The sequence below is a fragment of the Heyndrickxia camelliae genome (genome assembly GCF_002844575.1).
Classification (GTDB): domain Bacteria; phylum Bacillota; class Bacilli; order Bacillales; family Bacillaceae_C; genus Margalitia; species Margalitia camelliae.
Window position 1 is genome coordinate 1 of sequence record NZ_PIQO01000009.1, and the last position, 19,847, is coordinate 19,847.

At 37.6% G+C, this 19,847-nt stretch carries 21 protein-coding genes and 2 pseudogenes; 16 read left to right on the forward strand and 7 right to left on the reverse strand.

What is annotated here, in order from left to right; translation table 11 throughout:
* The first annotated feature begins 276 nt into the window (after window positions 1-276).
* Window positions 277-756, forward strand: a complete 480-nt coding sequence (locus CWO92_RS12555; protein ID WP_321207761.1) for an SDR family NAD(P)-dependent oxidoreductase — start codon at window positions 277-279, stop codon at window positions 754-756.
* A 607-nt stretch (window positions 757-1,363) separates the two neighbouring features.
* On the opposite strand, the gene CWO92_RS12560 is transcribed toward CWO92_RS12555, so the two are convergent.
* Together CWO92_RS12560 and CWO92_RS12565 are read right to left on the reverse strand one after the other, a co-directional pair.
* On the reverse strand, window positions 1,364-1,987 hold the full coding sequence (locus CWO92_RS12560; RefSeq protein ID WP_321207760.1) for a nuclease-related domain-containing protein: 624 nt from the start codon (window positions 1,985-1,987) through the stop codon (window positions 1,364-1,366).
* 229 nt (window positions 1,988-2,216) lie between these two features.
* Window positions 2,217-2,657, reverse strand: coding sequence for a YtoQ family protein (locus tag CWO92_RS12565; protein ID WP_101354567.1), 441 nt, complete (start codon window positions 2,655-2,657; stop codon window positions 2,217-2,219).
* A gap of 216 nt (window positions 2,658-2,873) precedes the next feature.
* Here CWO92_RS12565 and CWO92_RS12570 point away from each other — a divergent pair, with 216 nt between their 5' ends.
* The 4 genes and pseudogenes from CWO92_RS12570 to CWO92_RS12585 all read left to right on the forward strand — a co-directional run bounded on the left by CWO92_RS12570 (window position 2,874) and on the right by CWO92_RS12585 (window position 5,489).
* Window positions 2,874-3,446 (forward strand): HAD-IA family hydrolase, encoded by a 573-nt coding sequence (locus CWO92_RS12570; protein ID WP_101354568.1) that lies wholly within the window; start codon window positions 2,874-2,876, stop codon window positions 3,444-3,446.
* A gap of 23 nt (window positions 3,447-3,469) precedes the next feature.
* Window positions 3,470-4,284, forward strand: a pseudogene (locus CWO92_RS12575) (P-loop NTPase family protein).
* Window positions 4,285-4,442: 158 nt separating this feature from the next.
* Window positions 4,443-4,949, forward strand: coding sequence for a hypothetical protein (locus CWO92_RS12580; protein ID WP_101354723.1), 507 nt, complete (start codon window positions 4,443-4,445; stop codon window positions 4,947-4,949).
* A 12-nt stretch (window positions 4,950-4,961) separates the two neighbouring features.
* Window positions 4,962-5,489 carry a hypothetical protein gene (locus tag CWO92_RS12585; RefSeq protein ID WP_101354569.1) on the forward strand — a complete coding sequence of 176 codons (528 nt, stop codon included), beginning with the start codon at window positions 4,962-4,964 and terminating at the stop codon, window positions 5,487-5,489.
* 74 nt (window positions 5,490-5,563) lie between these two features.
* Here CWO92_RS12585 and CWO92_RS12590 read toward each other — a convergent pair whose 3' ends face one another.
* Window positions 5,564-6,163 carry an NADPH-dependent FMN reductase gene (locus tag CWO92_RS12590; RefSeq protein WP_101354570.1) on the reverse strand — a complete coding sequence of 200 codons (600 nt, stop codon included), beginning with the start codon at window positions 6,161-6,163 and terminating at the stop codon, window positions 5,564-5,566.
* A gap of 290 nt (window positions 6,164-6,453) precedes the next feature.
* On the opposite strand from CWO92_RS12590, the gene CWO92_RS12595 reads away from it, so the two are divergent.
* The gene (locus tag CWO92_RS12595; protein WP_101354571.1) at window positions 6,454-6,837 is read left to right on the forward strand and encodes a VOC family protein; all 384 of its coding nucleotides are present in this window, start codon (window positions 6,454-6,456) and stop codon (window positions 6,835-6,837) included.
* Between the two features lie 17 nt (window positions 6,838-6,854).
* Complete coding sequence (locus tag CWO92_RS12600; RefSeq protein WP_101354572.1) at window positions 6,855-7,490, forward strand: VOC family protein; 636 nt, start codon at window positions 6,855-6,857, stop codon at window positions 7,488-7,490.
* Window positions 7,491-7,630: 140 nt separating this feature from the next.
* Here CWO92_RS12600 and CWO92_RS12605 read toward each other — a convergent pair whose 3' ends face one another.
* The gene (locus tag CWO92_RS12605; protein WP_101354573.1) at window positions 7,631-8,590 is read right to left on the reverse strand and encodes a nucleoside hydrolase; all 960 of its coding nucleotides are present in this window, start codon (window positions 8,588-8,590) and stop codon (window positions 7,631-7,633) included.
* 239 nt (window positions 8,591-8,829) lie between these two features.
* Here CWO92_RS12605 and CWO92_RS12610 point away from each other — a divergent pair, with 239 nt between their 5' ends.
* On the forward strand, window positions 8,830-9,042 hold the full coding sequence (locus CWO92_RS12610; RefSeq protein WP_101354574.1) for a hypothetical protein: 213 nt from the start codon (window positions 8,830-8,832) through the stop codon (window positions 9,040-9,042).
* Window positions 9,043-9,125: 83 nt separating this feature from the next.
* Here CWO92_RS12610 and CWO92_RS12615 read toward each other — a convergent pair whose 3' ends face one another.
* A complete protein-coding gene (locus CWO92_RS12615) occupies window positions 9,126-10,271 on the reverse strand; it encodes an amidohydrolase (RefSeq protein WP_101354575.1) in 1,146 nt (381 codons plus the stop codon).
* 177 nt (window positions 10,272-10,448) lie between these two features.
* Between CWO92_RS12615 and CWO92_RS12620 the strand changes: the two genes are divergently transcribed.
* From CWO92_RS12620 to CWO92_RS12630, 3 genes are all read left to right on the forward strand, one after another.
* Entirely contained in the window at window positions 10,449-10,895 is a 447-nt protein-coding gene (locus tag CWO92_RS12620; protein ID WP_101354576.1) for an Lrp/AsnC family transcriptional regulator, read from the forward strand.
* A gap of 15 nt (window positions 10,896-10,910) precedes the next feature.
* A complete protein-coding gene (locus tag CWO92_RS12625) occupies window positions 10,911-11,972 on the forward strand; it encodes a M42 family metallopeptidase (RefSeq protein WP_101354577.1) in 1,062 nt (353 codons plus the stop codon).
* A 120-nt stretch (window positions 11,973-12,092) separates the two neighbouring features.
* On the forward strand, window positions 12,093-12,938 hold the full coding sequence (locus tag CWO92_RS12630) for a M55 family metallopeptidase (protein WP_101354578.1): 846 nt from the start codon (window positions 12,093-12,095) through the stop codon (window positions 12,936-12,938).
* Between the two features lie 1,516 nt (window positions 12,939-14,454).
* On the opposite strand, the gene CWO92_RS12640 is transcribed toward CWO92_RS12630, so the two are convergent.
* Window positions 14,455-15,354, reverse strand: a complete 900-nt coding sequence (locus tag CWO92_RS12640; RefSeq protein ID WP_101354580.1) for a helix-turn-helix domain-containing protein — start codon at window positions 15,352-15,354, stop codon at window positions 14,455-14,457.
* 121 nt (window positions 15,355-15,475) lie between these two features.
* Between CWO92_RS12640 and CWO92_RS12645 the strand changes: the two genes are divergently transcribed.
* The gene (locus CWO92_RS12645) at window positions 15,476-16,816 is read left to right on the forward strand and encodes an amidohydrolase family protein (RefSeq protein WP_101354581.1); all 1,341 of its coding nucleotides are present in this window, start codon (window positions 15,476-15,478) and stop codon (window positions 16,814-16,816) included.
* A 292-nt stretch (window positions 16,817-17,108) separates the two neighbouring features.
* Here the strand turns inward: CWO92_RS12645 and CWO92_RS25435 are convergent, their stop codons facing one another.
* Window positions 17,109-17,315: a hypothetical protein gene (locus CWO92_RS25435; RefSeq protein WP_165786681.1), complete on the reverse strand. Its 207-nt coding sequence runs from the start codon at window positions 17,313-17,315 to the stop codon at window positions 17,109-17,111.
* Window positions 17,316-17,543: 228 nt separating this feature from the next.
* On the opposite strand from CWO92_RS25435, the gene CWO92_RS12655 reads away from it, so the two are divergent.
* From CWO92_RS12655 to CWO92_RS12670, 4 genes and pseudogenes are all read left to right on the forward strand, one after another.
* Window positions 17,544-18,680: an acyl-CoA dehydrogenase family protein gene (locus CWO92_RS12655; protein ID WP_101354583.1), complete on the forward strand. Its 1,137-nt coding sequence runs from the start codon at window positions 17,544-17,546 to the stop codon at window positions 18,678-18,680.
* Between the two features lie 392 nt (window positions 18,681-19,072).
* Window positions 19,073-19,162, forward strand: a complete 90-nt coding sequence (locus CWO92_RS12660) for a YjcZ family sporulation protein (protein ID WP_101354584.1) — start codon at window positions 19,073-19,075, stop codon at window positions 19,160-19,162.
* A 98-nt stretch (window positions 19,163-19,260) separates the two neighbouring features.
* Window positions 19,261-19,338, forward strand: a pseudogene (locus tag CWO92_RS26695) (YjcZ family sporulation protein); the annotation flags it as partial.
* Window positions 19,339-19,560: 222 nt separating this feature from the next.
* Window positions 19,561-19,743 (forward strand): cold-shock protein, encoded by a 183-nt coding sequence (locus CWO92_RS12670; protein ID WP_055738261.1) that lies wholly within the window; start codon window positions 19,561-19,563, stop codon window positions 19,741-19,743.
* The last annotated feature ends 104 nt before the right edge of the window (window positions 19,744-19,847 follow it).

Sequence of the window (19,847 nt, forward strand, 5' to 3'; positions counted from 1 at the left end):
TTCAATCGAGTTGAAGCTCTTCTTCAACTAATGGGTGCTTTAGTTCAGTAAGAAATATTCAAACAAAAAAACCGTTCATCACATACCATTAATGTTCTAAGTCTTATATTTTCTTTATTTATCATAGAAGTGCTAAAGTGGATTTTCCTAAAAAATTGAAAATGACTTCGTTAAAAAACGTGATTTAGCTGATAATCTATAGGATTGTCGGCCTTTTTAAACAAAAGGAGCAGCTGTTCCGTCCGGCTCCGTATATCGTTCGGAGCTAAAAGATCTTTGCCGGCTTACCTATACTATTTGGAAAGAGAGAAAACAACCGAGGAAGAGCTGGATAATCTTTATCAAGTTCATTTCAAAGGGGTCTTCTTCTTAACACAGAAACTCTTACCGCTAATCAATGATGGCGGACGGATTGTAAACATCTCAACAGGTCTTACACGCTTCGCTGTACCAGAAAGCGGTCCATATGCGTCTATGAAAGGTGCAATCGAGGTACTGACTCGCTATATGGCGAAAGAGCTTGGACCTCGCGGAATCACAGCCAACGTTGTAGCTCCTGGGGCTATCGCGACCGATTTCAGCGGTGGTGTAGTTCGCGATAATCCCGAGGTAAACAAACATATTGCGGAGATGACAGCTCTTGGTCGTGTCGGTCAAGCCGATGATGTTGGTCCAATGATTGCTTCACTTATTTCAGACGAGAATCGCTGGGTTAATGCTCAACGTATCGAAGTATCGGGCGGAATGTTCCTTTAATTTTAAAGCATTGTAGCGTCATTGAGTTTTGAGGTATTTAGGATCGCAACTGGGAGTAATTAAATGTTATAGTGCTCCGTTTTTATTTTTGTGAAGTTTATTATATCTGTCTAAAGCTCAAGTTAATACTGTAAACCACATTGTAACCTTCAAACTATTTGAAATTATTCAAAAGGATAGGGGAAAGAAAAAGAGATGGACCTTTCGTATAGAATGGTGTTAAAGGGCAAGAAGAGGAAAAAAGAGAAGGCCCTTGTCCTTTAGAATGTTTCAAAAAGACAAAAGGAGGAAAAAAGGGAAAGCATTTGTCCTTTAGAATGGTTCAAAAAGCCAAGAGGAAGGGAAAAAAGCCACCCCTTGTCCTTCCAGAATGGTACAAAGGCCAATAAAAAGGTATTGGCCTTTGACCTTTAGATCGATTTTTATAGCAGGAACAAGTAGTATATGTGTATTTCTTTAATAAAAATAGGACCATCTACGATTTCGTAGCATCGAATAATGTTTTTCTAATACCCTCATTATTCTCTTTTTAGAATCTATTATTTTGCACCACTCATATATCACATTGGTAGTGATTTTTCGACTAGGAAAAAGAAGTTTATACTCCTCAACACTGCGTATTACTCCATCTGCAATCGACTCTTTGTATCCATACTGCGCATAGTATGCTCATCCCATGTACGGATATGCAAAATGAACTACATTGTTTACAGGTAATACCCTTTTTTAATTGATCATATTCATAGGGTGGACGCTGCATATAGGGAGAGTCCTCTATGTGTAAAGAAATTAATTTATCAGCTAGAATCTTTTGTTTTTGATTTAAATTAAGGGAATTTCTATCCAGTTGATTCAAATAGCGTTTGAGCTGAGTTGGGAATATAAACGGTATGTTAAGAGGGGCTTGGTATAAGGTAAACTCGGGGTTAATAAAAACAACCGATGCGGCAATAGGTATATTAAATCCAATGTTTTGGAGAAGTTGGCGTAATAATGATTCATTTCGTTTCAATTGAATTATTGGATTATTAACTTCAGATTTTTTCTTCATAAAAAGTTTATCTTTTTCGAAATAAAAATCCCCTTCAAAGTTTTTAATTTCGAAAAGATATATTGTTTCAGGTGTTAATATCAGCGCATCATTCTGAAACGTAGTGTTATTGATTTGGAGAAGTAAGTCATTAATGATTAAGCAATCGCACCGAAGTTTCTCTGTCAGTAAATCAAACATAACCTCTCCCTCATACCCTTTTTTTAGATGAAAATAGTGATTTCTTGCCTTATCCGATAAATGCATTCGATTATTTAAGATTTCGTATATCAATAGTTCTGTGGATTTCGCTCGGGGTTTATAAAGCATGATTTTGTTACATCCTTTCTATAGTCTTAATATTGCTAAAGATTAAAGTAAAATGAAATGGGAGTGGCAGGGGCAGGGGCTAAACGCCCCTAGAGTATCTCTATTCAAAAATATAGCTTACAACGTCCAATGCTTGATCAATTGTTTCAACTGTAACATTTGCTCTATTGGAAAGCTCCTTCAGAGGATGAATTAATGATTCATTTCGGATAATAATAGTTGGCTTATTTAAGGTGATTGCAGTGCTGACATCCATCGCTGTATTCCATTGTTTATACTTATCGCCGAATAATGCTATTACAATATCGGATTTCTTCATCAATACTTGTGTTCTGAAATTGTTAATATCTGAGGCGGCATCATCTTTGTATACTTTTCCAGGCTGTATCCCGAGAATTTCTTCCCCAATATTATCAGATCGCTCATGGTTTGTTTGCGGTCCTACAAATACTAAGGGAAGATTTCTTTCTTTTGCCTTTTGCTCCACCTCTTCTCTCCAATTATCGTGAATTTGGCCAGCTAAATATACAATCAGTTCCATCATATCCCCTCCAATAATCATACTTGTCTTTATTTTACCAAAAAGCTGGATGTAATAGTCGTAAAATTAACTCTTGTCGAACTATTATCGAGGGGAAGAAACTAATAATGGGAAATTAAAATGTCCTGTTTCAAAGTAAATGGTATAAGATGATGAAGGAGTTAAGGAGTATCTTAGCAAATAGGTACATATAAACGATGAAAGAGGGTCTTTACTTTGAATATTTTATGGGACTTTGATGGCACATTATTCGATACATATCCTGCTTATTCCAGCATTTTTTCCCGGGTTATGGGAGGCGAGTCGGATGAAAAGGAAATCTATGAAACATTAAAAGTTTCTTTTTCACACGCAATTCATTTTTATAATCTTAGTGAGAATCAGCTAAGGGAAATCGCTGCTTTGGAAAATAATTTATCCCCAAATGATATCCAACCTTTTGAGAAGGTAGAGGAAGTTTTAAAGTTTGCCGACAAAAATGTCATTATGACCCACAAGGATAGAAAGGGGGTAATGTCTATATTAGAACATTATGGCTGGGAGAAATATTTTAATGAAATTGTCACGATAGATGATGGTTTTCCCAGAAAGCCTAATTCGGCTGCTTATCAATATTTGCATGAGAAACATCATATTGATTTAGCTATTGGAGACAGAGAGCTTGATCTTATTCCAGCCAAGGAACTAGGAATAAAAACATGCAGTTTTCAAAATCAACATGTTGTTGCCGATTATTACTTAGCGAATTACTCCGATTTCTTCAAGACTGTGGGAGAATTTATAAAATAATTATCTAATATAGGGGGTTTTTGATGAATACAAAATTAATCCTAGTAGAAGGCTTACCTGGGTTTGGAAAATCAACCGCAGCCGCACTTATTCAGGAGATTCTTAAAGAAAGACACATCCCAACGGAGTTATATTTAGAGGGAATTTAAATCACCCTGCAGATTATGATGGCGTAGCTTGTTTTCATGAAGAGGAATTTACCAGATTGTTATCCGCTAGCGGAGAGCTAAAAGAGTTATTAATAGAAAGAGTTAAGAATAAAAGGGGAAACTATTTATTAGCCTATCAAAATTCCATGTTTTCTGATGAATTATTAAACTCTATTTTTAAACATGATGTGTATGAACTGCCTTTAGAACGGAATATCCAATTAATCACGGACAAGTGGGCAGAATTCGCAGAAAAAGCTATGCAAGAAAATAAAACGTATATTTTTGAGTGCTGCTTCATACAGAATCCCATAACGGTAGCAATGGTTAAATATGGTGCACAGAAAGAAATAGTGTTAGATTATGTGATGGAATTAGCAAGCATCATAGAGCCATTAAACCCTCAATTGTTTTATATCGTACAAGATGATCTGGAATTTTCCTTTAAGAAAGCCATAATGGAAAGGCCAAAAGAATGGTCTTCTGGTTTCATTGAATACTACACCAACCAAGGATATGGAAAAGAAATGGGGTACCAAGGTATAGATGGTACGTTGAAGGTACTGAAAAAAAGGAGGGCTATTGAAAACGACATTTTTGATTTATTAAAAATGAACAAGGAGAAGGTCAATAATTCTCAATGTAAAAAGGAAAAATATAAGACCTTGTTAATGGAGAAGCTGAAATAAAAAATAACATGGAAATGAGTGCCTTCTTTGGAGAGCACTTTTTTTATTTTAATTGTTTTCATTTTGTACAAAATATAAATTTTGCTTTAAAAAAATATAATGGATATGGATATGATTTTGTTTTCATAAATGAAAGAGAATGTAAGGAGAATAAAAGGATGACATATTCTTTTAGAAATCAAACTGATTATCATTGGAACGCATATCTTGATGCGATAGACGCTGTGTTAGAAAGAGGAATGGCTGCAAAAGAAGTGGTTTGCTCAATTACGACAGGATTTCGGTCCACACCTTCCTTGAGAACCAAACCTGGTTTGAATCCGTATCATGCTTCCGTAGCAGATGTAGGATATGGATTTGATGCGGTACAGGGCACCATTAAACGAATGAGAGAAGGGGAAAACTTTTCCCTTGCATTAGAAATGCTTGTCTTCGATTTAGACACATTAACAATTAGTGAACAGCAATTAAGTCCAAATTTTGAATTGGCTGTGAGAGAGGCCCCGCTTGATATGTCTTACTTAGTGAATTTAAGCAGACAATTAAATAGACAAATAGGGCAAATGATTAGAGAAGCAAATAGATTAGGTCAAGAACTCTTGAGTGACCAGTGGGATGAGATTCATGCTAGAATCGAAAATGTTCAAGCAATCCCGCGTCTTTAAGGAGGAAAAATCATGCTGGGTCAACCACAATCCATGAATAAAATTGAAAGGCAAAGACTGCTTGATTGGTGGAATACGATGGAGGCGGCTAGGCCAATGGTACGAAAGTTAATGTCTTTAACGACAGAGCTACGCTTACATCCAAATTCAAGCCATGCAGACGGAATGATTCTCTTTTACCGAGCTGCCTCTGAGGTTTCTTATGGATATGCGGGTGTGAGAGGTTGTATCAGAAGAGCGTTTACCAACGAATATGCTGAACCCCTTCGGTTAAATATGGTGAAATGTCATAGCTTTGCGGAAAGATTTTCGGTAGATATGAAGGTTTTACTAGAGCGGGTATCTCAACAAATTAGCGATCCGGAAGCTTTGAATATTGTACAGAGGCTAAGAGAAATACTAGCTGAAAACGATGAGTGGTTAAAAGAAATAAAACAGCGTGCGGATGCGTTTTTTGGAAAGGAAACGTTTCATACATTGCAGCAGAAGGTACAAGAAGCTGTTACCTTGCCAAATAATAGAAAAAGGACTGATGCTTGAGCCCATCAATCCTTTTTCTTATAGATTTCTTTATTAAGTATAGTCTCAATCAAGTTCCGGTAACATATTGCCTCTTATCTTAATGTTTTCAAAGCGCCGCTCCAAGCAATTACTTGGTCAAGCATAGCATTTACATTATCAGCATGCATATCAGCTGGTTTAAAATTACTGAAGTTTTCAAAATCAGTGAATAGGGATAATGTAGGATGAGTACGAACGCTTGCCACTTGTAATTCGGCTAAAATACCGCGTAAATGTTCAGCCGCACGTGCTCCTCCAGTTGAACCGTAGCTTACGATACCTGCTGCTTTATTGTTCCATTCTTGATAAGCAGAATCTAGTGCATTTTTTAGAGCACCAGTGATGCTATGATTGTATTCTTGAGCAATGAATACATATCCGTCTAGGTTTGCTACTTTTTCTTTCCAAGCTAATACACCAGCTTCTTCACCAGTGCCTTCCCCTAAAAGTGGTAATTTATAATCTGTAAGATCAACGATTTCATAGTTTGCATCCCCACGTTTATCCGCAATTGCTTTTACCCAATCTCCTACTTGTGGACTTACGCGTCCTTGACGAGTACTGCCTAGAATAATTCCTATATTTAATGGTGAATTTGACATCATTTCTTCCTCCTCAGGTTGTTTTCCGAATAAGTTGCTTAAGAAACCCATTATTATTACTTCTCCTTCCGAAAAACCACTATACAAAAGTTAGTAAGTTTAACTTCGTTATTTATTATAATATGTAAAGTTAGGAATGTAAAGCTCCATAAATTTTTAATCCAATAATTATTTTTTCATATTTAGTAGGGTTTTTTTTTACGCTTTTCTTGTTTTTATTGGAAGAACTTAAATATTATAAGACTTTAGTCTAAGTTGCTTTTTAGCCATAAGAACGAGGAAGTGGAAAGGGATTCCTAGTATCATAATAAGCAGATGAGATGATGATGGGAGGGGAAAAGATGAAGATTAGTAAATTGGATCATTTTGTTTTAACCGTAAAGGATATCCAAATTACATGTGATTTTCACGAAAAAGTGTTAGGTATGACGGTCATACCCTTTGGGGAGGGCAGAAAAGCATTGCAATTCGGTAATCAAAAAATAAATGTGCATCAGTATGGGATGGAATTCGAACCAAAAGCATCGCTTCCAACACCTGGATCAGCTGATGTCTGCTTTATTACAGAATCATCCATTCAAGAAGTGGTAGAACATTTAACCCAAAATCATATTTCTATATTAGAGGGGCCAGTCCACCGAAACGGAGCTCTAGGGAAAATCTATTCCGTTTACTTTAGAGACCCTGACCAAAATTTAATAGAAGTGTCTAATTATGTGGAGTAAGAATGGGGGGATCGTCAATGATAATCGAAAAATTACTTTTGGATACAAATAAAATAGCTGATTTGAGAAACTTTTATAAAGATATGTTGGGTTTAAATATTACGGAGGATACACCGCAATGTTTGACATTCAAAGTCGGTGAAACGCTTTTGTCTTTTAAAGAGACAGCTAATAAAAATCATCCCTTTTATCACTTTGCAATGAACATCCCTAATAATAAATTTCAACAGGCAAAAAAGTGGCTTCAAGATCGAGGGGTTAAGTTAAATAGGGAAGACGGAAAGGATGAGGTGTATTTTGAAACTTGGAATGCTGAATCCGTTTATTTTGAGGACCCAGCAGGTAATATTGTGGAATTGATAGCACGCCATCATTTACCTAATAAAACAGAAGGAGAATTTTCATCGGAAGATTTATTAAATGTTAGTGAGATAGGTATCGTTCGAGATCAGGTCCTTCCATTCGTTCAAGAATTGAATAATATAGGAATTCCCTGTTGGAAGGAAGCGGACGAGTCATTTGCATCAGTTGGCAATGAGGAAGGCTTGGTTATCGTGGTAAAAAGAGGTCGCCGTTGGTATTTTTCTAACAAGGATGCAGAAATTTTTCCAGTAACTGTTTGGATAAAGGGAATTGGGAAGATAGTTCAGTAGGAAGCTTTTTCAAAGATTATGTGTTGCTCCTGTACCAGAAGTCGAGGGCAAAGGTGAAAAAAGGGAAATATATCAGCAAACATGTTTTTTAAATATAAAAAAGGAAGTACAAATGGTGCTTATTCATTCTGTACTTCCCGCTATTTATTATTGATAAGTCCCCTCATAAAAATCAAAGTAAAATCTTCAATAAATGCAGGAATATCCGCGTCCATCCCAATCCAATCAAGAGTTTCCTTGGGCTCTTCACTCGGTCTCGGCCTGAAATCAGCAATGCTTTTCCCACGAGCTGAACCGAATTGTTCTACCGTCACTCTCCGCGGTACATAAGTGACGAGATTAGGGTTCACAATGGCGCTAACCGCCATAACATCATGCATCGGAGCGGCTTTAATTCCAGGTACGTTTTTTTTGTAGGCATTCAGGTAATAATCATATGCCGGTTTCAGTAACAAATTAAATGGAGATTTTCCTTTTTCTACTATAAGGTTAATAACCTCAGGTGGAATGAGAGCTCTGCTTGTTATGTTTAATGGATGCAAATAAATATTTTTTGCCTTTTCCAACACATGGTTCGCTGCAATGGGATCGGAATAAAAATTAGCTTCTGCCTCCGGTGTTATATTACCAGGTCCGAGAAATGCGCCGCCCATAATATAAAAGGCATTCACATTCTTATAAGCATTGGAGCCATGAATAATCAGCGGCAATGCCACGTCTGTTTGTCTCCCAACTCCTACAATAATTAGATCGTTAGGATAATCTGTAACAATATCCATGATTTTGTGAATAGTATAGACTTCACAATTTCCTATGTGTGATGGGAGTTGGATTGGACCGAGTCCGCCTTTTCCATGAATTTCAGGATAATATTGAGCAATCTCTCCTGATAATGGACCCGACGAACCAGCAATAATAGGAATATCCTCTCTGCCGGCTAAACTCAATAAATATGCAGTGTTAGCAATGGACTCCTCTTTTGTAATATTTCCATAACCGCTTACAACTCCGACGATATTCAGATTAGGATGCATAAGAGCATACATAAGCGCAAAGGAATCATCTACCCCTGAATCCACAAACATCAAAACATTGTACAACCTAACTCCCTCCTTTGGGGAACTTTTTTCTTCCTTATGATCCAATCCTCTTTAAAAACTCTTTTTATATCTTATGATACTCCTGCAGTAATGATCTTAGCCTAAAGATGATCATTTTTTTTTTAAGTACGGATAACCCGGAAGTGTTATTCGGTTTGGAGAAATATAACAAAAAAATTAATGGTAAAAATGTATTTGTCTGAATATTACGGTAAAATATTGTAGAGGAGGTAATTGTGATGATCAAAGGGAAGAAATTTTTATTATTTGTAATGTGTCTCTTTACACCAATTTTAATATTACCCTTGCTTTACACAATGGGAGTACCCTCTTTTGCAGACGTATTGACCGCTTTATTTGGGGAAGGCAGTATATTGGCTACAGTTTTTTCTCTTCTACTCCTTCTTTTAATTGTATTTGGTGTGGGGAAGATAATGAAAAGAAATGCTTAAAAGCAAATAGGGGACCATAAAAAACGTTGAGATAAGGAATCTTAACGTTTTTTATGTGTAAACTTTAATAATTTCAAATACAATTATGAACCTTTAGTAGACACACATTCTCCTTGAATATAGGTTTCTAGTACAGAGGATCGCAAATCAAATGGATCGCCATTCCAAACAACGAAATCCGCATCTTTTCCTATTTCGATACTGCCCACCCGTTCTTCAACACCCAAATGTTTTGCAGCGTTGATGGTGATGGCTTTTAAAGCATCTGTTTCTGATAATCCGTTTTTCACGGCCATAATCGCACTTGTCATTAGATGCTCAATTCCTACAACGGGATGGTCTGTGGTAATAGATACGGGAACACCCGCATTCGTAAGCGCAATAAGAGTATTCCAAGTTTTACCTGCCAACTCTACTTTGGATTTAGAAGACATGGTGGGGCCAACTGAAACTCTTACATCATGCTCGGCAATAAAATCAGCGATTAAATGTCCCTCTGTACAATGCTCGATTGTAATTTCAATATCTAATTCACGCTTCAGTCTTAAAACAGTGGCAATGTCATCCGCTCGGTGAGCGTGAACGCGGAGTGGGATTTCCTTATTTAATACTTTGCAAAGATTTTCCAAACCAAGATTGCGTGCGACTTGACCATTTTCATACTGTTTTTGATAATGCTCCGCTTCGATGAACTTTTCACGTAATCTAGCAGCCACACCCATTCTCGTTGTCGGCATTTTTCCTTTCCCACCATGGACATTTTTAGGATTTTCACCGGTTGCTGCTTTCATCCCTGATGGCTCTCTGAGAACCATTTGATCTACTATAGTTCCCACCGTTTTCACCACCACCATCTCTCCGCCGATTACATTTGCACTTCCCGGCATAATTTGCACGGTCGTTATACCTGATTTTCTTGCAACCTCAAATCCAGGCTCGAACGGATTAATTCCATCAAGGGAACGAATCTGAGCTGTTACTTCAGAGCTGGTTTCATTTACATCTTGACCAGCTTTGCCAATCCCTTCTTCATGGACACCAAGATGAGTATGTACATCAATCAGCCCTGGGGTAACGATGTTTCCACCGACATCGATGATTTTATAATCATTTGGAATGGAGAGAGAGGTCCCGATTTTCACAAATGCACCGTTTTCAATAATGATCTGTCCATTTTCGATAACATTCCCAGTCCCATCAAAAATTTTTGCATTTACAATAGCTAACATGTTCAATCCCCCTAGTTAATAGTTGATTTCCGAAAATTTCAACTATATAATTACTCTAAATATATCATTTTTAGATAATAAAGTATATTCTTAGTATTGAAAAAGAGTTATAGATTTAAGAATTATTACTGATTTATGTTGTTTAAAAGGGAAATTATTATCGGAAGAAGGGAATCTATGAAATATGAAATTGATGAATTAGACAGGGCAATGATTAAATTACTTTCTGGGGATGGACGTATGTCTTTTACCGAATTATCCTCTCGATTGAGTGTTACGGAAAAAACAGTTCGGTCAAGGTATAAAAATTTAATAGAAAACGATATTTTAAGTGTCGTAGGAGTAGTGAATCCAATTGCACTGGGGTTAAAGGCGGAAGCTATTATTCAAATGAAAATTCAGAATGGGATGCTGCAGGCAGCTATAGAGGAGTTAAAAAATATCCGTGAAATCCGCTTCATCACTATGACATCGGGAGAATATCCTTTACTTGCCCAAATCACTGTGCAAAATCAGGAAGAAATCACGAATATCCTTTATAGACTCGATCAGATCCCATGTATTAAAGAGTATAAATCAATGGTTCAACTACAAGTTTATAAAAATACGTTTGAATATATTTGATAGAGGAGAATGCACATGTTAGAAATTGTAGAAAAATTAACGTCCTTAAGCGGTCCTTGCGGATATGAGCATAATGTTTCATATTACATTCGTGATTATGTAAAGGATCTTGTTGATGAGGTTCGTATTGATGGAATAGGAAATGTGATTGCCGTTAAAAAGGGAAGTCTGCCGGGACCCAAGGTTTTGCTGACTGCCCATATGGATGAAGTTGGGTTTATCGTGAAAAAAGTAGAAGAGAACGGGCTCTTGCGATTTGAAAAATTAGGCGGTCACGACGACCGTATTCTATTGGCACAACAAGTGAAAGTTTTAGGAAATTCCGGAGAAATCTACGGTGTAATTGGGACCATGTCGGCTCATTTTGTAAAGTTTGATGACCCATCAAAAGTTCGTAAACATTCGCATTTATACATCGATATTGGAGCATCCTCAAAGGCAGAAGTGGAAGAGATGGGAATCGAAGTAGGTGCTCCAGTAACATGGGCAACGGAAATGAAAGTTTTGGGCCCAAAGGGAAAAGAAATGATTATGACGAAATCACTCGACGACCGGGCAGGATGTGCCGTATTACTGCAATTAATCAATGAATTGCAAAAGGAAACATTTGCGGGAGAAGTGACTCTCCTATTCTCCGTTCAAGAGGAAGTTGGTTTAAGAGGGGCGGAAACAGCAATCAAAACATTAGATGTCGATGCGGCCATTGCTATTGATACAACTGCTGTCAGTGATACACCCGAGGAGACAATGGACAAGACATTGTTTTTAGGAAAAGGAACAGGAATTAAAGTAATGGACTTCAGTTTGATCGTACATAAAACGATGAAGAACCATTTAGTAAACCTTGCAAAGGAAAATGGGATTGCCTATCAACTCGAGATTTTTCCTGGAATCGGAACAGATGGCGGTGCAGTCGCATTAGCCAATAATGGAGTACCAACTGGTGTACTATCTATACCATCGAGATATGCGCATTCTCCGATTGAGCTTGTAAGTGTTGCCGATTTAGAAGCGACAAAGGAGCTAGCAAAGGCATTTGTATTGAATTTGACGGAACATACTAGTTTTGAATGGTAATATTTAATGGGTAGGCAGCATTGCAGTGATTGTGGATATTAATAGCCTTGTGCGTATATGTAGCTTAGCTTGATAGAACTTAAGCGGAGAACATTATTTTTAGAGGGGGAGCTGTTTAACATGAAAGTATTTATTTCAGCTGATATTGAAGGGATATCTGGAGTTGCAACCAATCAACAATTGAAGACACCTAGCGAGTATCAACGGTTTAGAAAGCTTATGACCTCGGAAGTGAATGCAGTTGTGGAAGGTGCTTTTAATGGTGGGGCAACAGAGGTTGTGGTCGCAGATGGGCACGGAAATATGTCCAATATTTTGATTGAAGACTTAGATCCTCGAGCGAGACTAGTTTCTGGAAGTAATCGTGTGATGTGCCAGCTAGAGGGACTAGATGAAAGCTTTGATGCAATTATGTTTGTCGGACATCATGGCCGTGAAGGCGGATCTGATGCTGTAATTAGCCATACATTGGCTGGAATTTGTGTTAATGAAATGAAGATAAATGGGAAAGTAGTTGGTGAAACGGAAATGAATGCGTTTGTTGCAGGTGCATTCGGTGTTCCAGCTGTCTTCATTAGCGGTGATGATGCCTATGTAAAAGAAGTGAAGGAAACTCTTCCGGAAGTAGAAGCGGTTGTAGTAAAAAGAGCAATAGACCGCTTTGCAGCTGAGCTCGTTCATCCAACGGTTGTTGCAGAACAAATTCGGGAAAAAGCTGAAGTTGCTATTCAAAAGGCAAAAAACATTAAACCACTAGAAATTTCCGGTCCGGTCACCTTCGAGATTCAATTCAAAGGTCCACAGCAGGCAAAAATGACGACTACTTTACCAACAGTTAAAGCAGTAGATCCGAAAACTATTCGTTTTACATGTGATGATATGGTTACCGCATACAAGCATATGTGGGGCTGTGTCATAATTGCGATTACCGCAACGAATGGTGTATTGGGAAATGTAAATGCATAGCTAGTAAAAATTACATGACGGTGCGTTATTTAAAAAAAGGAAACGTAGCGGGTTTCATAAGAATCCTGCTGCGTTTTATGCTGTATTATATATTCTTCTGCGACTATTCCATTTTCAAAAACACGGGGCAATTCACAAGGATGAATGAACGTTCTACTAATCAATATAGAAAGAAAAAGACGTATCGTGTAACAGGAAAAAAGTTCTTTGGAACCTTTGGAAAAGACAACGCATACGAGTTGGATTCCTAAGTGTGCAATAAACTTCTGTAAAGGACAGCATACACGAGAAGGTGCCTCGGAGTGTCTAATAGAGTCTTGTAAAGGACACCAGACACGATTTGTCGGCCCGAAATGTCTAATAGAGCTACTATAAAGGACACTAGACATGAGCATGCGCCCGAAAATGTCCAATAGAGCCCTTGTAAAGGACAATTCACATGAGCATGAGCTCCAAAGTGTCTAATAGAGTCTTTGTAAAGGACACTAGACACGATCATGCGCCCCAAAGTGTCTAATAGGGCTTCTATAAAGGACACTAGACCGGAGCATGCGCCTCAAAATGTCCAATAGAGCCATTGTAAAGGACAATTCACACGAGCATGCGCCTTAAAATGTTCAATAGAGCCCTTGTAAAGGACAATTCACATGAGCATGAGCTCCAAAATGTCCAATAGAGCCCTTGTAAAGGACAATTCACACGAGCATATGCCCCAAAGTGTCTAATAGAGTCTTTGTAAAGGACACTAGACACGAGCATGCGCCCGAAAATGTCCAATAGAGCCCTTGTAAAGGACAATTCACATGAGCATGCGCTCCAAAGTGTCTAATAGAGTCTTTGTAAAGGACACTAGACACGATCATGCGCCCCAAAGTGTCTAATAGGGCTTCTATAAAGGACACTAGACCGGAGCATGCGCCTCAAAATGTCCAATAGAGCCATTGTAAAGGACAATTCACACGAGCATGCGCCTTAAAATGTTCAATAGAGCCCTTGTAAAGGACAATTCACATGAGCATGAGCTCCAAAATGTCCAATAGAGCCCTTGTAAAGGACAATTCACACGAGCATATGCCCCAAAGTGTCTAATAGAGTCTTTGTAAAGGACACTAGACACGAGCATGCGCCCGAAAATGTCCAATAGAGCCCTTGTAAAGGACAATTCACATGAGCATGCGCCTTAAAATGTTCAATAGAGCCCTTGTAAAGGACAATTCACATGAGCATATGCCCCAAAGTGTCTAATAGAGCTACTATAAAAGACACTAGACCCAAGCATGCGCCCCAAAATGTCCAATAGAGCCCTTGTAAAGGACAATTCACATGAGCATGAGCTCCAAAATGTCCAATAGCCCATTTATAAAGGATACCAGACCCGAGCAGGCCCCCCGAAATGTCTAATAGTCTCTCTATAAAAGACACCATACATGAGCAGAATCCCCAGCATGTCTAACAGACACCTTGTAAAAGACGATCTCTGATGCTGACCACCGATCCCATCCTGTCTGCAGTATTGTCATTTAGTAAAATCCAAAATTTGTTGTAGATAATTCTCAATTCTATTTGCTATTCCAAAAGAACCTAAATCGGAAAGGATTTGAGATGCATGATGTATTTTGGCAATTCCTTCTTCTCTGTTTCCTATTTTTAACTCATATGCACCCTTTAAATGAAGTAATTCCACCCGTTCAAACAAATGACTCTCGGGGAGTGCTATCGTTTCCAAATAGGAAAAGAACTCAATGATTTCCTTTTGATACTTCAAATCTTCATGAAAGCGATTTACGGGTCCTATTAAATAGACAAGGGTATTTATAATGACAGATATAATTGCTTCGTTCACCTTTTTTAAATTTCGATAACGGATACTTTTTTCATAAGCTGTTCTAGATAGCTGAACGACCATGCCAGGTTCAAGAAACAGCATTGCAGCGCTATAAAGTTTTAATTCATAATAACCCCAAATCTCAACCCGAAATAAATAATCGGATAAAATTTTAATATCCTTTTTATCAACATCTTCATCGATTGCTTTTTCTTCGACAATTCGTTCATAAACTTGAAGCATCAAAACATTACAATAATAGGTATCAATTCTGTATTTCTTCCATTTTTCCATTTCCTGTTTCTTTAAATGCTTTAGCTGAGCAGAGTTTTGATTAGAATACGCTATACCGACATTATTAAAAAAATGTTCAAGCTGATCAGGCATATAGTCATTATGTATATATAAAAACTCATCGAAACTGAGCATTAATTTGTCCAAAATTCTATTAAACAGTCCGATGGTGATTTCGGAATCCCCTCGTTCAAATTTGGATAAAAAAGAAACTGAACAAATTCCATCGGCAAGTTCCTTCATAGTCCATCCCTTTTGTACACGGATTTGCCGCAATGTTTCACCGTAAGATGCCATTCATATTCCCCGTTCCACTATATGAAAATTTTAAAAAATTTAGTAATTATTCTATATAAAATGAAGTTATCAAAGATTTGCATACTCGTATTATAACGAAAAAATTTAAGGGGGATAAAAAATGAGTGAGCAAAGACATTATATTGTGGCAAATGGAACGATTATTGATGTAGAACAAAGTAATTTTTTTACGGGATCTATCGAAATTCAAGACAGCAAAATAAAGAGAATTTTTCCTTTAAATGAGGTGTTGCCAGAAGAGATTCCGGTCATTGGTGCAAAAGGTAAATACATTATTCCAGGGCTAATTGATATGCATTGTCATATTAAGGAACAATTTGCGCCGCATTTTCTGGCATCCGGGGTCACAACAGTCCGTAATACAGCGGGAAATGTTTTTATGATTAAAAACTTAATTCATGCACCTATGGATGCACCAACACCACGTGTATACTCAGCAGACCGAATGATTGACGGAACCCCTGGTCAATTGGGGCCAACTAGTTTTGGGAATTTCGTCACCGATAATCCGGAAGAGGCAAGAAAAGAAGTGAGAAGGCAGGTTGGTGTTGGAGCAAAGTTTATAAAATTATACGGTTGGGTGAATAGAGAAGTGATGGAAGCAGTAGTAGATGAGGCGAAAAAATATGATTTAGAAGTAAGCTGTGACTTAATTCATTCCAAAGATTTACATGCTTTAGATGCTGCGCAGATGGGAGTTACTTGGTTGGAACATGCATCTGGATTTGCTCAAGCCCTTTATCAAGGATGGTACCCAATGGCAGATCAGACTCCATGGAGTCATCTCAATTGGGAACAACCAGACGAACGGAAGATTAATGAACTTTGTCAACGAATGATTGCGTATAAAGTAAAGCTCTGTCCAACCCTTGTTATTTTTGACCAAGTGGATCAATATCCTCATATTTGGGATACGAAAAATAAGGTAAGGGAGTCACTCGAAAAGGAGAATATACTGATCGAGCATTGGCTTAACATGTCTGTACAACATAAACAGCTAAAGCAGCAATTTGCTAAGTTGAATCACTTTACAAAAGTTGTTGCCAAAACCTATTTTGATTTAGGAGGTCTGGTAGTAACAGGAACGGATACGCCTGCGCTGATTTGGACATTTCCCGGAATGTCTCTACACCGCGAATTGGAATTGTTTGTTGAAATTGGATTTTCAGAAATGGAAGCCTTGCAAGCAGCAACTGTTCAGGCGGCTAAATCTATACAACTAGAAAATGTTGGATCCATCAAAGAGGGAAATATTGCTGACCTTGTTCTCTTAAATAACAACCCACTTGAAAAAATTCAACATACACAGGACATCCATTTTGTCATAAAGGGTGGAAAAGTGTATAGCCAAGAAGAAATACTGAGGCATGTACCTAGTAAAGCGTATGTAGCTAATCAGTTAAATGAATTTGAAAAGGAATGGGAAACAGTGGAAAAATAGAAATGAAAAGCGCACAGTATGAATGGTGCGCTTATACTGATTACATGGATTCTTTTTGATCTCTCCCGAATAAAGTTTTCAAAACTACATAGCCATCTGATTGCTTTTCACCAATTCGGTAAGGAATTAGATTAATGATACACAACCAGATATTAAAGAAATTAAAGAAAAGGAGCACACTAGAATTACTGCCAGAAAATAAAAACGTACTAAGGAATCCAATCACGCCATTTAATAACGGACCAAATAGAGAAATGATGATTTGTTCTGATTTTGTATAGAAAGGGTTCCTCTAGCTGGCCGTATGTCCTCCAAGCATGTAAAAAGTATGAAGATGAATGGATATTTTACCCGCATGAAATAGAAATATCCGTTTTCCTGCACCAATAAATAATTGTATTTTATCCGATTTAACAAGATAAGCACCTAGTGAATGCCCGAATTCATGAATGAACAAGGAAAAGGGTGCAATTATTAATAAAAACCAAATAATAATCATTTGCCAAAACCTTTTTATTTTTATTTTAACATTTGCTCCAAGGGGCTTGGGTGTTTTAATCAATTAAGTTGATGAAATTATACATGAATGCAGATAATCACCCTTCATTTACTTATTTACGAATCGTCTTTCAGAAGGTTTCATTTAATAATTCCGAGTTATTTACTAGTAATTAAAAAATTTTTTAGTTAAACTATACGTAGGATTTAATATTGGGAGGGACAAAAGATGGATTTGTTAAGTTTACATACATTTGATGAACGATTGCATGTTCTTGAAGATTTCGTTCAGCCATTTAATGATCGTGCGGCTAAAAATGATAAGGAAGGCCAATTTCCTTTTGAAAATATAGATGATTTAAAGAGAATCGGATACACCAGGCTGACATCCCCTAAAGAATTTGGAGGAGCGGAAATATCCCTGTACGATTTTGTTCGCTTTCAGGAAACTATTGCTATTGGCGACGGTGCTACGGCTTTGTCAATTGGCTGGCATATGGGAAATATGATGAATTTAGCAGATAAACGCAATTGGGATGAACAGCTTTTTTCTTATGTTTGCGAAGAAGTTCAAAAAGGGGCATTACTAAATGTTTGTGCAACTGAACCACAAACAGGAAGTCCAACTCGAGGAGGAAGACCAACCACAACTGCTGAACAAAAAGGGGACGCATGGGTGATAAATGGCAGAAAATCCTTTACAACTATGTCTCCTGTACTCGACTTTTTTATTGTGTCTGCAACTATTAAAGATGTAGATGAAGTTGCTTATTTTCTTATTCCTCGTAATACTCCCGGTCTTTCCATAGATGAAACATGGGATAGTGTGGCGATGAGTGCATCTGGAAGCCATGATTTAGTATTGGAAAATGTAGAAATTCCAAATCATTTTCTAACAGAGAAGGTCGGACCAAGAAGTAAATCAGCAAATGGCTGGCTTTTGCATATTCCTGCGTGCTACTTAGGCATTGCCGAAGCAGCCAAGCGTGAGGCAGCAGCTTTTGCGAAAAGTTATACTCCTAACAGTCTAAATCATCCAATCTTTGAATTGCCTGCGATTCAACAAAAGTTTGGTGAAATCGAATTAAAACTTATGCAATCGAGACATTTTCTTTATTCTGTTGCAAAAATGTGGGATGAAGGTAACGAGGAAACAAGGAAAAACATGAATCCTGAGCTCGGGGCAGTAAAGTTAACTGTGACGAATCTAGCAGTAGAGATTGTAGACCTGGCGATGAGAATTGTTGGAGCAAGAAGTTTGTCTGAAAAAAGTCCATTGCAAAGGTATTATCGTGATGTTAGAGCAGGACTTCACAATCCTCCGATGGACGATATGACATTAATGCAATTAGGGAAACGAGTGTAGGGTTACTTTTTGAGGGACACTAGTTCCGCTATTTGTTATTAAATGGGTATAATCTGGATGTTTGCGGACCTAGGTCCTGTTAGCGGCTAAAAAAGATGTGTGTTCCATGAATGAAGAGTAATTAACATACCTTAGTCCGCCTGGATCTTTAGTGGGATATTAGAAAAAAATAACGGATTGAGCTAAAAGTGTATGGTCGAAGGATCATGCGCTTTTTTTGTGGCTTTATGAAGAGTTGCGAATGCAACATCCATATAACCTTCACCCGGTAGGCAGTTTACCATCTAGGGACACGGCTAGTTTATTATTTTCATAAAAAATGGTCAAATACCCACCCACTTTAGCGGATATCCCATATTCTATTAGTGATAACACAGTAGGAGGTGTTATAAATGAGTGCAGTTGGTTTTGGCGGCGGATTCGCGCTAATCGTTGTACTATTTATATTATTGATCATTGTCGGTTCCGCTTACGTATATTGATGAAATGTGAAAAATTATAAAAGGAGTGTATGTGAATGTTTTACGGAAACCCTGGATTTGGATGCTGCGGTGGTTATGGCTATGGTGCACCAGTTAGAGGAGGATTTGGTGCAGGATTTGCGTTAATCGTTGTCTTGTTCATTCTCCTTATCATTGTTGGTGCTGCTTGGTTATAGGAAATGGAGGTTTTTAACAAAAGAATAGAGCCTATTCCATGAGGAGTAGGTTCTTTTCCTATTTTAAAAAAAATTGGAGTAAAAACAGGACGTCTCGCATAAGATAATAGAGTATGTACATAAAAGGAGATGGAAATAATCTCTCCTTTTCCATCCATTGGTATCTCTTTGTTCTAAATAATGATATACTAATGGTAACACGTTGAAGGGATGCGATCTATTATGGCATATTTTAGAGGCCAGAAGGAACCAGTACCTGAAGTGGAGACATCCATTTGGTCATGCACAAATGATGACTGCTTCGGATGGATGAGGGAAGCATTTTCTCTTGAGGATACTCCAAAATGTCCATTATGTAATTCTGAAATGGAAAAGGGAACCAAAATTTTACCAGTAATTGAATAGGAAATAATAATTTGCAGCTACTTTATTTCGTAGCTGTTTTTTATTTGTACGATGTAAAATTCGTGAAGGAACCGGGAGCCACAACAGTGGGAGTTCGTACCCGG

Bases quoted from the DNA above. Each gene is read 5' to 3' on its own strand.
- CWO92_RS12560 (WP_321207760.1), bottom strand. From the start codon at position 1,987: ATGTTTGATTTACTGACAGAGAAACTTCGGTGCGATTGCTTAATCATT.
- CWO92_RS12565 (WP_101354567.1), bottom strand. From the start codon at position 2,657: ATGGAACTGATTGTATATTTAGCTGGCCAAATTCACGATAATTGGAGA.
- CWO92_RS12580 (WP_101354723.1), top strand. From the start codon at position 4,443: ATGACATATTCTTTTAGAAATCAAACTGATTATCATTGGAACGCATAT.
- CWO92_RS12585 (WP_101354569.1), top strand. From the start codon at position 4,962: ATGCTGGGTCAACCACAATCCATGAATAAAATTGAAAGGCAAAGACTG.
- CWO92_RS12590 (WP_101354570.1), bottom strand. From the start codon at position 6,163: ATGGGTTTCTTAAGCAACTTATTCGGAAAACAACCTGAGGAGGAAGAA.
- CWO92_RS12595 (WP_101354571.1), top strand. From the start codon at position 6,454: ATGAAGATTAGTAAATTGGATCATTTTGTTTTAACCGTAAAGGATATC.
- CWO92_RS12600 (WP_101354572.1), top strand. From the start codon at position 6,855: ATGATAATCGAAAAATTACTTTTGGATACAAATAAAATAGCTGATTTG.
- CWO92_RS12610 (WP_101354574.1), top strand. From the start codon at position 8,830: ATGATCAAAGGGAAGAAATTTTTATTATTTGTAATGTGTCTCTTTACA.
- CWO92_RS12615 (WP_101354575.1), bottom strand. From the start codon at position 10,271: ATGTTAGCTATTGTAAATGCAAAAATTTTTGATGGGACTGGGAATGTT.
- CWO92_RS12620 (WP_101354576.1), top strand. From the start codon at position 10,449: ATGAAATATGAAATTGATGAATTAGACAGGGCAATGATTAAATTACTT.
- CWO92_RS12625 (WP_101354577.1), top strand. From the start codon at position 10,911: ATGTTAGAAATTGTAGAAAAATTAACGTCCTTAAGCGGTCCTTGCGGA.
- CWO92_RS12630 (WP_101354578.1), top strand. From the start codon at position 12,093: ATGAAAGTATTTATTTCAGCTGATATTGAAGGGATATCTGGAGTTGCA.
- CWO92_RS12640 (WP_101354580.1), bottom strand. From the start codon at position 15,354: ATGGCATCTTACGGTGAAACATTGCGGCAAATCCGTGTACAAAAGGGA.
- CWO92_RS12645 (WP_101354581.1), top strand. From the start codon at position 15,476: ATGAGTGAGCAAAGACATTATATTGTGGCAAATGGAACGATTATTGAT.
- CWO92_RS25435 (WP_165786681.1), bottom strand. From the start codon at position 17,315: ATGATTATTATTTGGTTTTTATTAATAATTGCACCCTTTTCCTTGTTC.
- CWO92_RS12655 (WP_101354583.1), top strand. From the start codon at position 17,544: ATGGATTTGTTAAGTTTACATACATTTGATGAACGATTGCATGTTCTT.
- CWO92_RS12660 (WP_101354584.1), top strand. From the start codon at position 19,073: ATGAGTGCAGTTGGTTTTGGCGGCGGATTCGCGCTAATCGTTGTACTA.
- CWO92_RS12670 (WP_055738261.1), top strand. From the start codon at position 19,561: ATGGCATATTTTAGAGGCCAGAAGGAACCAGTACCTGAAGTGGAGACA.